This window comes from Clostridium sp. CMCC3677 (assembly GCF_023845585.1).
GTDB classification, from domain to species: domain Bacteria; phylum Bacillota; class Clostridia; order Clostridiales; family Clostridiaceae; genus Clostridium; species Clostridium aquiflavi.
The window spans coordinates 64,230-79,193 of the sequence record NZ_JAMQHS010000001.1 but is presented as its reverse complement, the minus strand read 5'-3'; the positions used below and the strand labels follow the sequence as shown (position 1 = coordinate 79,193).

Sequence of the window (14,964 nt, the reverse complement as noted above, 5' to 3'; positions counted from 1 at the left end):
TTTTGTGTAAATACAAAATTATCTACTGTCTTTAAAATTCATTTTAAATTATTTAATATGGAGTATGGTTTTGTATTATTTTTTATTGTACCTTAAATTTTTCAATTAACTCACTTAACTCTTCTGCAATAATAGCTAAACTTTCACCTGAATTTGCAATCTCTTGAATTGTTGCTGCTTGTTCTTCCATTGATGCAGCTACTTCTTCTGTTCCTGCTGCATTTTCTTCTGAAATAGCAGATAAATTTTGTGTAATTCCTATAATCTTATTTTTGTTATTAATCATTAATTCAGCTGAGTGATTTAATTTTTTAATAATATCTTTTACTGAATCTATTGCCATTGCTATAAGATCAAACTTATTTTCTGTATCTTTTACACTTCTTGTTTGAGAGTCTACGATACCTTTTACATCTTCCATAGTTTGAACTGCATCTTGAGATTTTAACTTTAACTCATCAATTACTACTTTAATATCATTTGTAAAACTATTTGATTGTTCTGCAAGTTTCCTGATTTCATCTGCGACAACAGCAAATCCTCGACCTGCTTCTCCTGCTCTTGCTGCTTCTATTGCTGCATTAAGTGCTAAAAGATTAGTTTGATCAGCTATATTTTGAATCATAATACTAGCTTCTTCAATTTTTTCTGCACTTTCATTATTTCCTACTATAATTTCATATACTGATTTTGTCGCTTCATTGCTTTGATTTGTCTTATTTACTAGCTCTTTTAATATATGAAATCCTTCTTCTTTCTGAATATCTATATTAGTTGTAGCCTTATTTAATTCTTTAATATAATTTGAATCATCTTCAATTATTCTTCCCATTTCCTCTATACTTTCAGCAGTTTCTTCAGTATCTTTTGCCTGCGCGCTTGCTCCACTTGCTATTTGTTCAATTGTCTTTGCAACTTCTTCTGAAGTAGTAGCAGTTTGATGTGATGTAGCTGTTAACTCTTCAGATGAAGCTGCTACTTGCTGTGCCACATCAGAAGTTTTTATAATAAAATTACGCACATTATCATCCATTATCTTAATAGAATTTGCCATACTGCCTATTTCATCTTTTCTTGTTATATAATTTATTAATTCTGATTTCTTATCAACAGTAAAATCCAAATTTGCTTGTTTATTTATAAGTTTTGTAATTACTGTTATAGGCTTTACAATTGACATTCCTACAAAATAACTTATTGCTGAAGCTATTACTAAAACAAGAATAACTAGTAAAGCTACAGATTTAATTGTAGACATCATACCTTCATTAATTATTGACTCAACAGATTCAATAGATTTACCAACAAAGTAAATTCCAATAATTTTTTTATCCTTATCATACATAGGTGTATACTTTGTTATGTATTGTTTTCCAAGAATATTTGCTTCACCAAAATATACATTTCCATTTGCTACTTCTTCATATGCCTTTCCTTTATTATCTAATTTGGTGCCAATAACTCTTTCACCATTCTCCTCATTAATTGTAGTAAGTATTCTTGTATAATCATTACCATTTTTAACAAAAACAGTTGCAACAACATCCATACCTTTAGATAACTTATCTATGTACTCAGATCTCTCCTCAATAGGATTTCCAAAACTATCCACCATCTTACCATCACCATCAATACTCAATGCTCCAAACTGTTCATTAAGATATATTTCAAGCATATTGTCTGCTGAAGTCAATTTATCTTCAAATTGTGCTTGAACAGTTTTTTTAGTTACATTAAATCCATTTATTAATCCAATAGTAACTGTAGATAATGATGAAACTATAACTAAAATTAAAATAATGCTTATAATTTTCCCTTTTAAACTTTTCATCTTTAATTAGCCCCCTTTTATAAACTTTTATTTAAATAAAAGTTATTGAATTAAATATGATAAATATTAATTCTTTAACACCTTTATTCAACTCAATTTTTGTTTTTAAGTATATCTATATTAATTATTTATATTGTCGAATAATATATAATAATGTTTAATTTATTATATATTAAAAACTAAAAGAGGACTAAGAGATTTTTCCCTTAATCCACCTAATAAGCAATATATTATTTAAAATATCCAAATATATTAATATATATTTTTGCTAAAATATCTTTCTCCTCTATCTGGTAATAACGTTACGATATTACCACTATCTATTTTACTTGCTAGTTTAAGAGCTGCTGCTACTGCTGCTCCAGAAGATGTCCCAACAATTAATCCTTCTTTTAAAGCAAGTTGTTTTACAATATGAAATGCGTCTTCATCATTAACCTTTATAACATCATCAACATAAGTCATGTCCATAGTTTTAGGAATAAAGTTATTTCCTATCCCTTCTATGTCATAACAAGCTTCTTCTCCGCCTCCCATAGTTGACCCCTCTGGATCTACTAAAACTCCTTTTACATTAGAATTCTTTTCTTTTAAATACTTTAATATACCAGTATACGTTCCTCCACTACCTGCACCACAAAGGAAATAGTCTATTTTTCCATCTAAATCTTTATATATTTCAGGACCTGTAGTTTCATAATGGGCTAATGGATTAGATTTATTCTCAAATTGTTTTAAAGTTATAGAATTCTTTATTGTTTTTAAAAGTTCATTAGCCTTTTCAACAGCTCCTAACATTCCGTCTTCTCTAGGAGTATTTACTATTTCTGCCCCAAGGGCCTTCATTAACGTCTGCTTTTCTACAGAAAATTTTTCTGGTACAACAAATATTACTCTATACCCTTTATTTATGGCTGCTAATGCTATACCAAGCCCTGTGTTACCTGCTGTAGCTTCTATTATTGTATAGCCTGCTCTAAGTAATCCCTTATTCTCAGCATCTTCTATCATGTATATACCTATTCTATCTTTAACACTTCCACCAGGATTTAAAAATTCTAATTTAGCAAATACATTTACGCCAGCTTTTATTCCCATATTATTTAGTTTCATAATAGGTGTATTTCCTATATGACTTCTAATGTCATCTATATATCTCACTACTAATCCCCTCTTTTAATATTAATTTAATATATTCTTTTGCTGCAAACAATGAATGATCTCTATAATTCCCACATTGAAATTTATTTGTTGCTGGTATTTCTTCTGTTTCTAATATTTTATTTAATGAATAATTTAATGCTTCTATTACTTTCTCCACTTCAGGAGTTCCCCATGCAACCATATAAAATCCAGTTCTACATCCCATAGGAGATATATCTATTATTCCATCTAATTTTTCTCTCATATATCCAGCTAATAAATGTTCTAATGTATGCATTGCACCTGTTGGCATCTCTTTTTCATTTGGTTGTAAAAATCTTAAATCAAATTTAGAAACTATATCTCCATTATTACCCTTTTCAAAGCCACATTTTCTTACATATGGTGCTTTTACCTTTGTGTGATCTAATTCAAAACTTTCTACTTTAACCATTAATTTTCCCCCATTCTAATGCTTTTTCTAAATCCTCAATAATATCTTGTGCACTTTCTATCCCAACTGAAAGTCTTATCAAATTATCAACAATACCTACCTTTTGTCTTATTTCATATGGTATTGCTCCATGAGTCATACTTGCTGGGTGGCATGCTAAAGATTCCACTCCTCCTAAACTTTCTCCAAAAGTTATAAATGCTAATTTTTCAAAGAATTTTTTATAATCATATCCATCATTTAATACAAAAGATATCATTCCACCATATCCTTTTGCTTGTTTTGATTGAATATTATATCCCGGATGTTCTTCAAATCCTGGATAATAAACTTTATTAATTTCTGGTCTATTTTTCAAAAATTCTGCTATAGATTTAGCATTTGAATTGTGTCTATCCATTCTAACTGCAAGAGTTTTTATACCTCTTATAAGTAAGAATGAATCAAATGGTGATAGTATACCCCCTGTAGAATTTTGTATAAAATGAATTTTTTCTTTTAATTCCTCATTATTTACTACTATTAATCCAGCAATTAAATCACTATGTCCTCCTAGATACTTAGTACCACTATGAATAACTATATCTGCTCCTAATGTTAGTGGCTTTTGCAAGTATGGTGTCATAAAAGTATTATCCACTATTGTAAATATATTATTATCTTTAGCTATTTTAGCTACTTCTTCAATATCTGTTATATCCATTAATGGATTTGTTGGTGTTTCTATATATATTGCTTTTACAGTCTCATCAATAGCTTCTTTAATTTGCTTTAAATCTGTTGTATTTACTATCTTATATCCTATATTAAAATTCTTAAAAATTTTATCTAATACTCTAAAACTTCCACCATATAAATTATCTGAAATTATTATATTATCTCCTGACTTAAAAAGAGAAAATATTGCTGTTATGGCTGCCATACCTGAAGAAAATGCAAATCCACCAACACCTTCTTCTAGATCAGCTATAAGTTTCTCAAGAGCTTCTCTTGTAGGATTACCAGTTCTTGAATATTCATATCCTTTATTAATTCCTAAGCCTTCTTGTTTATACGTAGATGTTTGATATATAGGAACATTTACTGCTCCTGTAAACTTATCTCCGTCAATTCCTCCGTGTATTAAAACTGATTCAAAATTCATAATATTTTTCTCCCCTCTTATAATTTTTTAGCACTTGCTATAAATATTTTTGTTTCTGTATATTCGCCTTTACTTGAATACCCTTTGCAATATAAATCCGTATTTTCTATTTCTACATTTTTAAAATTATATTTATTTAACCAATTAGTTATTTGATCATTTGAAAATCCTAACCATTCATCGTACATTTCCTCTTTTGCCCATTCTCCATCATGTTCTGTAACATCAGAAATTACTATACTTCCACCTTTTTTTAATACTCTATAAATTTCTGATATAGCTTTTTCTATATTAGCTACATGATGTAATGCCATATTTATAAATACAACATCTACTGACTCATCAAACAATACAATATTTTCCATATCAGACTTAATTGGATATATATTTGTTATATCTCTTTTAGAAACTTCTTTTTTTAATTCCTTCAACATGTTATTAGATTGATCTAGAGAAAATATTAAATTTGCTTTTTCTGATAAAGCTAAAGATATAAAACCAGTACCACATCCTAAGTCTGCTGCAATCTTATTTTCTATTGATGCTTTAGATAAAACTTTATATTTTAATTTTTCCTCAAAATATTCACTTCTTATTACATTCCAGCTATCTGCTATAGAATCAAAGTAATTTAATGACTTCATAATTAATCTTCCCCCTATTTTATAACTCTTCATTCTTAAATATTTTTAAATTCTTATACTATATTGTTTGTGTAAATTCTCTGAGATTTAGATAAATATTACTACTACTTTAAAAAATTTCATTTTAATTCTAGAATTACTTAATAAACTTATATATTAAATACGTATTATACAGTTTTATATTTTTATATAAACAAAAAAAACCCTACCTCATTTAGAGGCAGAATTTTTATTCCGCGGTTCCACTCTAATTATTATATACAAAAAATATAATATCTTATTTTGGTACAAACATACCTCAACGCTATAACGTGCGTACACGCTGACTCCTACTAAAAACGTATTTTTTCGGGACAGTGCTCAAAGATGCATTCTCATAAGTTATAACTAAAGTCTTTTTCAGCCTAGAAGACCATTCTCTGAAAGTTTCCCTCATGATACTATTTCTTTTCTTAACATATAACAATATAATATTTTATTATAAAACATATTATTCTTATAGGATTACTCTGCTTTATAATAAATAATATATCCCTATTATTTTAATTTGTCAATATATTTTTTAATATAAATTAAAAATATAGGTATAGGTGATATTTAGATATAATTATTAATAACCAAATCTTTAGTTATTTCTTTTCCAAAAACGTAGTTAATAATTTTCTTAAATATCTCATATATTGTTGTTCTTAGCTTCATAATATCCTTAATTACAAAATAATCAAAGGTACCATAGTTCCTCTTATATAGGAAATATGGTACCTTTTCGTTATCTCTATTTATAAAGTTTTCTACATATCTTTATTCAAATATGCTTTCAATTTCTTTCTTTGTTAAATCCCTATAATCACCCATTTTTAAATATTCATCTAACTTTAATTCACCAATAGATATTCTTTTCAAATATATTACATAACAACCTACTGCCTTTAACATTCGTTTAACCTGATGTTTTTGCCCCTCTGAAATAGTAAGATACCCTGAAACAACAGGCTGATGATCTTTATTCTCTAAATTATTAATAGGAATTTCTTCTTTAAATTCTATATATGATCCTGATTTATGTACATCTATTTTTGCAGGCTTTGTTAATACTTCATTATTTCCAATAAAAAGACCTTCTTCTAATTGCTTTTTATCTTCATCATCTAAAGAACCTAATGCCCAAAAGAAATAAGTTTTTTCAACATGTTTTTCTGGATACATTACTTTATGCTCAAATTCACCATCATTAGTAAGCAACAATAATCCTTCAGTATCTTTATCCAATCTCCCAACATGGAATACTCCACTCATATTTTGATTGTTAAAATAATCAAATACTGTTCTATGAATATTATCTTTTGTTGCAGTAATGCATCCTGATGGTTTATTAAACATATAATATACCTTACCAGTATGAATAACTTTTTTTCCAAGGTATTCTACATCATCAAATTTTTCACTAATATCTATTGAAGGTTCAGTTATAATTTCACCATTAACCTTTACCATTCCATCTTTAATATAAGTTCTAACAGTTTTTCTTCTACCAACAGCTGATTCTGCCAAAAATTTATCTAATCTCATACGTTTATAATTTCGCTTCCTTTGTAAATTTTCGTATCTCTTAAAATAATTATTATATAATTTAGCTAAATAATTTTTATTTAAATATATTAATATAATACCATTGATATTTTACTAAAAAAAGTTTCACTTAAATTTTTATGTATTTAATCCTAAACTCTCTTAAAATTAACCTTAAGTTTCTTTATATATTTTTATTACTAAATTAAAAATCCAAGTATATCATAATAAAAGAGAGCGATTAAAGTAAATATATACTTTCTCGCTCTCTTATAAAATATATCCTAAAAATATATTAAATATTATTCTTATCTTATAATTAATAAATGCTAATATTACAATTTTCTATTGCTCTAACTTAACTCTTATATACCTTTCTCATTTAAAAAATCCTTTATTAAATTAATACATACCCTTTTTCTATAATCGGCTGAAACTCTACCCTTTGTAGGTATAATTTTTTGTTTATATGCATCAATGAAATCTTCTTTTATTTTACTTGCCTCCACTAATGTTTTACCTATCATCATTTTTTCTAATTCTTTAAATCTTAATACTGTACCTGACACTGCTCCAAAAGCAATTGCAATATCTTTTATTATTTCATCATCAATTTTTATTATCCCAGCAAATGAAACACGAGATATCGCTAATGCATTTCTAGCTCCTATTTTCTTATAGTAATAATTCTCTAAACCAGTTTTAGGCAATAAAATTTCTACTATCAATTCATCTTTTCCTAAATCTAGCTCTTTTCTTCCTTTATAGAAATCATCAATATTAACTATTCTAGTATTTGAAGCAGATGATAATACTATTTTTGCATCTGTAACATATTCAATCAATACAGAATCTGCCTTTGCTGAACCATTTCCTATATTACCTGCCATGGTTCCAGAATTTCTTATAGCAGGTGCAGCAATTCTTGAAACAGCTTGTTTCATAATTTCAGGAACAATATCAGATTCTAATACCTCAGTAAAAGTACATGATCCTCCTATTCTGATATACTCTTCATCTTCAACAATACATTTCATTTCAGGAACTTTATTTAAAAACAAATAGTTAACATCTTTTTGTCCTTCAATCATTAAATCTGTTCCCCCACCATATGGAACAACATCATAATTTGAACGAATATCTAAAGCTTCCTTTAAAGATTTAGGCATAAAACCATTTACCATAATCCCTTTCCCTCCTCTGCTGAAATTTTAATTGCCTTTACAATAGCATTATATCCTGTGCAACGACATAAATTTCCAGAAATTCCTTCTCTAATTTGTTCTAATGTAGGATTTGGATTCTTAGATAATATAGCTTCTGTAGCTAGTACCATTCCTGGAATACAATATCCACATTGCACTGCTGACACATCAGCATAAGCTTTATCTATTACTTTAAAACGTTCTGTTTCTCTAAACCCCTCTATAGTAACAATTTCACTTCCTTCACATCTTCCCATTGCTACCATACAAGAATTAATTAATTCACCATCCATAAGAATAGAACATGCTCCACATTCACCTTCTTTACAACCACATTTTACACCTTTTAAATGATAATAATCACGAAGCACATCTAATAATCTATCAGTAGCTTTTCCATCATATATTACCTCTTTACCATTTAGCTTAAATGTTATATTATTACTCATCTTACTCTCCCTCCTCCATTAAAACTTTTATTGTATCTTCTGCTGTAAATGGTGCATGATTAACCTTTGCTCCATGTCCAAGTGCCTGTTCAATAGCTTCAGCATAAGCCCCTGGTGCTCCAACTAAAGGTAACTCTCCTGCACCCTTAGCTCCATAAGGTCCATAAGGATATTTTTCATCTACATACATATCTACTTTAAGATTAGGTACATCAACTGCTGTTGGTATAATATAATCTGAGAAAGAGTTGTTTCTGATACGCCCCTTAGCATCTGCCACCATATATTCTGTTGAAGCATATCCTATACCTTGTAAGAATCCACCCTCCATTTGACCAACAGCAATGTTGTAATCCATAGGCGTTCCTATATCAAAGCATCCATATGCTCCTAGTATCTTTGCAAGACCTGTGTAAGTATCAACTTCAACTTCTATTGCATTAACTGCCCAAGAATAAGTTGGATAAGCATCACCTTGGAATTTATCAATATAAAATGGAATCATAAAATCTGGTTCTTTATAATGCTCTTCTATAATTTGATCTTCTCCTTCTATCCATTGATCACGAAGTTTTATAGCTGCACGACGTAAAAGTTCCCCAACAGTCATTAAACTACGTGAAGCAACTGTAGGACCTGAATCTGGTACTACATCCGTATCTGGATATTCATAAAATACATTTTCTAAAGGTAAATTTAGCTCCTTTGCCACTATCTTAGGAAAAGTTGTACGAAGTCCTTGTCCTATATCTGTATTTGAAGCAAGTACTTGAACTCTTCCATCAGGGTATTTGTGTAATTTAGCTACTGCCTTAATAATGTCCCTTTCACCTGAACCTGTAAAACCAGCTCCATGAAAATACATAGATATTCCTATTCCTTTTCTATATCTTCCATTTTGATCATTAGAATATTCTTTATGTTTTCTTCTAAAGTCGCAAGCTTTATCGATGCGTTCAATCATATTTGGAATTGGTACTGGAAAATGATACTTACCAGAAGTTGAAGTACTATCTCCTTGTTTTACTAAATGCATTTCCTTAAATTCTAAAGAATCTTTTCCTAAATCCTTTGCAATATGATTCATCATGACTTCAGCAGAGAAAAATGTTTGTGGTGCTCCAAATCCCCTATATGCTCCACTAGGAGTTGTATTAGTTTTTACAGCTCTTCCACGTACTTTAAGATTTGTAATATCATAAATGCCATTTGCGCATATAATTCCCCTTTGAAGAACAACCGCTGATAAAGTTGTATAAGCTCCTCCGTTGAATTTTACATCTATATCCATAGCTGTAACCCTTCCATTTTTCACAGCTACTTTATAAGTATTTAATGAAGGATGTCGCTTTGATGTAAACTCCAAGTCTTCTCTTCTATCAAAGATACAGCGAACTTTTTTTCCAGCTTTTTTTGCAGCTACAGCAACTTGACATGCTAATATAGATGGGAATGCTTCTTTTCCTCCAAATCCACCACCTGTAGCATCTTGCGCTATTCTAACTTTATCTGGACCAAGATTCATAGCTCTCATAACTGCACCTTTAACATAATATGGACATTGCATAGATCCATGTACGTAAACCTTTTCATCTTCTAGAATTTCAGCCATGAGTCCTTGAGTTTCTAAATAAGTTTGATCTTGATAACCTGTTTCGAACTCTTCTTCATATATTTTATCTGCCTCTGAAAATGCCTTTTCAACATCTCCTTTTCCAAATCTATAATCAAAAAAAACTGTATCAAAGTCTCTTATATTAATAACAGGTTCTAATTCTTCATATATAACTTCAATTTCAGATAATATTTTATTTATAATTTCTTCATTAGGACCACAAACCATCCCTATAGGCTCTCCGATATATTCTACTGTGTCTGTTGCATAAACAGGTGTATCGTCTTTAACTATGTTAACCTTGTTATCCCCAGGTACATCTGTTTTATCCACATAGTAATATCCATCTAATAATTTAGGAACCTTAACATCAATAATTTTTGCTTTTGCCTTTGTTGACCTTAGCATTTTACCTATTAAAATATCATCTTCTTCATAATCTCCTACGTAGATAGCTTTTCCTGAAATTTTTGAACTATGGTCTCTTTTAACCACTGATTTACTAATCTTCTTCATATCTACCTCTCCTTTACCCTTTAATGCCCCAACATATTTGTTAATATATGTTAATTATATTGCAATAAAAAAATATCATCAAATTCTTCTTAAAAAGAACTTGGTGATATTTCATAAATAACATAATACCTTTACCAATTTCAAATTGATAATCTACACGATCATTTATTAGCTCTTATATCCTATTCTGCCAATGACTGAAACAGTTCTTTCATTGCAGGATAAATCTGACGGAATTTCTGATAACATTCATCATATTTTTTTACTAATGTTGGTTCAGGTCTTACAGTATCAACTATCTTTACCAGTTTACCTGTTGCCTCTTCTACTGAAGAAAATTCACCACATCCCACTGCTGCAAGAATAGCGCCACCATAACCGGGACCTTCCTCGCTTTTGACCACATTAACTGTCAAATTAAGCACATTTGCAATTATCTTTTTCCATAGTGGACTTTTTGCTCCACCACCACAAATTTTTGTACTTTCAATTTTAATCCCAAGACTTCTTGCCACTTCTAACGAATCTCGTAACCCAAATGCAACACCTTCTAATACTGCTTGTGTCATTTCCTCTCTATTAGTATCCATTGTCATTCCAACAAAAGTTGCCCTTGCATTTGAATCATTATGCGGTGAACGCTCTCCCATCAGATACGGTAAATAAAATACCTTATTTTCACCAAGTTTTAAAATTCTTTTCTGTTCTTCTTCATATTCCTTAGTATTAAGAATTTCATCCATCCACCATTTATTACAAGAAGCAGCACTCAACATACATCCCATTAAATGATAATACCCATCAGCATTAACAAATGAATGTAGTGCATTATTATTATCCACACTAAAAGTTTTACTAGAAATAAAAATTGTTCCTGAAGTTCCTAATGAAACATTACACATGCCATCACCTACTGTTCCAGTTCCAACAGCAGCTGCTGCATTATCTCCAGCTCCTGCAATAATTTTTACATTTGATGAAAGCCCAAACTTTTCTGCAATATTATGCTTTAATTGTCCCACAACTTCATAGCTCTCATATAACTTAGGCAACTGATTTTCTGTCACACCACATATTTTCATCATTTCTTTTGACCAACATTTATTCTTCACATCAAGCAATAACATTCCAGAAGCATCTGAATAATCTGTACAATGAACACCACTTAGGCTATATGCTAGATAATCTTTTGGAAGCATAATTTTTGATATTCGTTCAAAATTTTCTGGCTCATGTTTCTTCATCCAAAGAATTTTTGGAGCAGTAAATCCTGCAAATGCAATATTTGCCGTATATTCAGAAAGTTTCTCCTTTCCTATAACTTTATTCAAATATTCTGTCTCGGTTTGACTTCTTCCGTCATTCCATAAAATTGCTGGACGAATCACCTTATCATGCACATCTAAAACAACTAAACCATGCATTTGCCCTCCAAAGCTGATACCAGCAATTTCTTCCTTTTTACAATTCAAAATTAACTCTTTAATTCCTGCCAAAGTCTGTACATACCAATCCTCTGGATTCTGCTCTGACCAACCTGTATGTGGGAAATACAACGGATATTTCTTAGAAACAACATTATGTATTTTCCCCGTTTCATCCATTAATAATAATTTCACAGCTGATGTACCAAGATCAACTCCAATATATAACATATAATACCTCCAAAAATAAGAAACCAGGGATTTAGAATATAATTTCACTAAATTATTCTTAACCGATTTCCGTCTTTCTCTGTAAAATTTCACTCCAAATCTTAATGTAACAATCATATTTACCAATTAATATAAACTTTATATTTCTTTAATTTATATTATAATTCTATTATTATCACAAATTAATTTACTTTTAGTTTACGGTAATCCTTTTCAAGAAGCACCTCTGAAATTCTCACAAAGTCATTCCAAAGGTGTTCTTAAAAAATAAAATATTATTCCTACTCTGCTTCAGAAATACGAATAACTGCCTTTACAATATCAGCTTTGTTATTTACACTATAATCCATTGCTTTTTTTGCTTCATCCAATGTGAATATATTTGTCACAATTCCTTTTAAATTTACCTTTCCAGCTGCAACTGCGTCAATTGCCATTGGATAAATATGACGATAACGGAATACAGTTTTAAATGTCAGTTCCTTATCTAATGCCAGACTCATTGGCAATGTCATTTCTCCTGTCTTACTATAACCTACAAGTACAATAGTCGCATCTTTCTTAGTCATGTGTATAGTCTGTATTGTTGTAGTTTGTGTTCCTGCTGTTTCAATTGCCAAATCACAACCTTTTCCATTAGTAAGTTTCATGATTTCTTCAACAGTATCCTTTTCACTTCCATTAATAATAGCATCTGCTCCTAATTCTAATGCTTTCTGAAGACGTTTTTCCATGATATCCACAACATATACCTTTGAAACTCCCATTGCCTTTAATGCCATCATTGTAACTAAACCTATACATCCAGCTCCCATAACTACCGCTATCTGTCCTGCTTTAGCATTTCCTTGCATAGCGGCATGGAATCCTACTGCCAAAGGTTCTATCAATGCACCTTCCATTGTACTTACATTATCAGGTAACTTAAAACAAAGACTAGCATCATGAGCAACATATTCTTGAAAAACACCATCTATTGGTGGAGTAGCAAAGAATTCCACGTCTGGACAAAGATTATATCGTCCTGTTTTACAGAATTCACAATGTCCACATGTTTTTCCTGGTTCCAACGCTACCCTATCTCCAACCTTTAAATCCTTTACATTCTTTCCAATCTCTATCACAGTTCCACCTGGCTCATGTCCAAGAACAAATGGTGGTTTAACCACATAATCACCAATAGCACCGGTTTCATAATAATGCAAGTCACTTCCACAAATACCTACATATTCAAGTTTTACTAGAACCTCATTATCTTTTGCTTTAGGAATTTCACGTTCCTCAAATTTCATCTGACCAATTCCAGTCATAACTGCAACTTTCATTTTTCCTTCCATAACATTTCCCCCTTTTTTTACTTTTAAAAATACTTTTTAAAATACTTTTATTATGTGTTTATATTTTATTATATGCACACATATTTGTCAATATATAGAATCACAGATTTTTTATATTATGTCACCTTACATACAGACAATTAATAAACTATTAAAATTTATTCTAAAAAATAAAAACTCAACTTTGCAATATAACTTATTCTTAGTGAAAAGAAATTCTATATAAAAAAAAGAGTTCTCTGTTACGAGACCTCTCTTTGAGCACATTTTAACATTATACTTGTTTAATAAATGCTTCTATTACTTTCAACGCAGCCCCAAAAGCTGCTGCACCAACCTTATAATTACACGTTTTCACAAACATACCATCTTCCGAAAATGTATTTCTTTGTAACACTTTCTGTCTTATGTCATTAATATGATTTTCTAAATAACTTCCTACGTATCCTCCAAGAATAATATCACAATCTAAAACCATATGAATATTATTAATAGCTACTGATAGATAGGTGGTATACTTATCCCATATATTAAGAATTTCTTTTTCTTCTCGTTCCAATGCTGTAAAGAAAAGTGACAATTTACCATCTGTAACATCAGATAGATTTTTTGCTGAGCAATATACATCTAAACAACCTAATTTTCCACAATAGCATGGTACTCCATCTGGAATAACTGTCATATGTCCAACCTCTCCACATCGGAAATTTTCCCCTTGGATTGGTTCATCACAATTAAAAATAGCTCCTCCTACTGTGTTGCTTAATGATAAATAAAAAAATCTTTTTTGAAATTCCTTATTAATCCCTTCCGCATATGCTCCTGCGTTAGCATCATTAAGAAAACAGCATGGATAAGAAAAGAATTGGCTTACTTCTGTGAATGATAATGCTTGTAACCCTAACATATGGGAATATGAAATAATCTCTTTCTCTAAGTTTACAATCCCAGGAAAAGAAATTCCAATTCCAAGAATTGTTTCCCTATCTCTAAGATTCTTTCCTAAAAACTCTTCTATCTTTTTGTCTATCTCACAATAATAGAATTCTTCATTGCTATATTGATAATCGAAACGATCATATTTCAAAATTTCCCCTTTAAGATTTGTCAACAACAACCCAAAATGATTTTTTGTAATATCTAGCCCAACTGCTAATCTAGAATCAGAAATAACAGAAAATGCTTTTGCTCTTCTTCCTCCAGTAGACTGAAACTCTCCTATTTCTTCAATCAAGCCACGCTCCATTAACTCTTTAGTATTCTGTGCTACTGTAGGCAAACTCATCTTAAGTTCATAAGCAATTTCAGAATTTGAAGTCTTATCACATTTACAAAGATATCTGAAGATACGATTTCTATTATTCTTTTTTACTTCCATATTATTAACTTGTTTTTTAATCAT

The 14,964-nt window shown here is 30.1% G+C and carries 12 protein-coding genes and 1 other annotated feature; all 12 genes read right to left on the bottom strand.

The window, feature by feature from the left end; all coding sequences use genetic code 11:
- Positions 1-82 precede the first annotated feature (82 nt).
- Positions 83-1,831 (bottom strand): methyl-accepting chemotaxis protein, encoded by a 1,749-nt coding sequence (locus tag NG901_RS00340; RefSeq protein ID WP_252211660.1) that lies wholly within the window; start codon positions 1,829-1,831, stop codon positions 83-85.
- A 252-nt stretch (positions 1,832-2,083) separates the two neighbouring features.
- The gene (locus NG901_RS00335; protein WP_252211659.1) at positions 2,084-2,992 is read right to left on the bottom strand and encodes a PLP-dependent cysteine synthase family protein; all 909 of its coding nucleotides are present in this window, start codon (positions 2,990-2,992) and stop codon (positions 2,084-2,086) included.
- Complete coding sequence (locus NG901_RS00330) at positions 2,976-3,428, bottom strand: S-ribosylhomocysteine lyase (protein WP_252211658.1); 453 nt, start codon at positions 3,426-3,428, stop codon at positions 2,976-2,978. Before NG901_RS00330 ends, NG901_RS00335 begins: the two co-directional genes overlap by 17 nt.
- Complete coding sequence (locus NG901_RS00325) at positions 3,421-4,572, bottom strand: trans-sulfuration enzyme family protein (RefSeq protein ID WP_252211657.1); 1,152 nt, start codon at positions 4,570-4,572, stop codon at positions 3,421-3,423. Before NG901_RS00325 ends, NG901_RS00330 begins: the two co-directional genes overlap by 8 nt.
- A gap of 17 nt (positions 4,573-4,589) precedes the next feature.
- On the bottom strand, positions 4,590-5,216 hold the full coding sequence (locus NG901_RS00320; RefSeq protein ID WP_252211656.1) for a class I SAM-dependent methyltransferase: 627 nt from the start codon (positions 5,214-5,216) through the stop codon (positions 4,590-4,592).
- Positions 5,217-5,429: 213 nt separating this feature from the next.
- Positions 5,430-5,679: a binding site (T-box leader), on the bottom strand.
- Positions 5,680-6,017: 338 nt separating this feature from the next.
- Positions 6,018-6,785 (bottom strand): pseudouridine synthase, encoded by a 768-nt coding sequence (locus NG901_RS00315; RefSeq protein WP_252211655.1) that lies wholly within the window; start codon positions 6,783-6,785, stop codon positions 6,018-6,020.
- A gap of 365 nt (positions 6,786-7,150) precedes the next feature.
- Complete coding sequence (locus tag NG901_RS00310; RefSeq protein ID WP_252211654.1) at positions 7,151-7,969, bottom strand: FAD binding domain-containing protein; 819 nt, start codon at positions 7,967-7,969, stop codon at positions 7,151-7,153.
- On the bottom strand, positions 7,963-8,439 hold the full coding sequence (locus tag NG901_RS00305) for a (2Fe-2S)-binding protein (RefSeq protein WP_252211653.1): 477 nt from the start codon (positions 8,437-8,439) through the stop codon (positions 7,963-7,965). The genes NG901_RS00310 and NG901_RS00305 overlap by 7 nt, the downstream gene beginning before the upstream one ends.
- A gap of 1 nt (position 8,440) precedes the next feature.
- Positions 8,441-10,570 (bottom strand): xanthine dehydrogenase family protein molybdopterin-binding subunit, encoded by a 2,130-nt coding sequence (locus NG901_RS00300; protein WP_252211652.1) that lies wholly within the window; start codon positions 10,568-10,570, stop codon positions 8,441-8,443.
- Positions 10,571-10,752: 182 nt separating this feature from the next.
- Positions 10,753-12,225 carry a xylulokinase gene (xylB, locus tag NG901_RS00295; protein ID WP_252211651.1) on the bottom strand — a complete coding sequence of 491 codons (1,473 nt, stop codon included), beginning with the start codon at positions 12,223-12,225 and terminating at the stop codon, positions 10,753-10,755.
- Positions 12,226-12,506: 281 nt separating this feature from the next.
- On the bottom strand, positions 12,507-13,562 hold the full coding sequence (locus NG901_RS00290) for an NAD(P)-dependent alcohol dehydrogenase (protein ID WP_252211650.1): 1,056 nt from the start codon (positions 13,560-13,562) through the stop codon (positions 12,507-12,509).
- A gap of 274 nt (positions 13,563-13,836) precedes the next feature.
- Positions 13,837-14,964 carry an ROK family transcriptional regulator gene (locus NG901_RS00285; protein ID WP_252211649.1) on the bottom strand — a complete coding sequence of 376 codons (1,128 nt, stop codon included), beginning with the start codon at positions 14,962-14,964 and terminating at the stop codon, positions 13,837-13,839.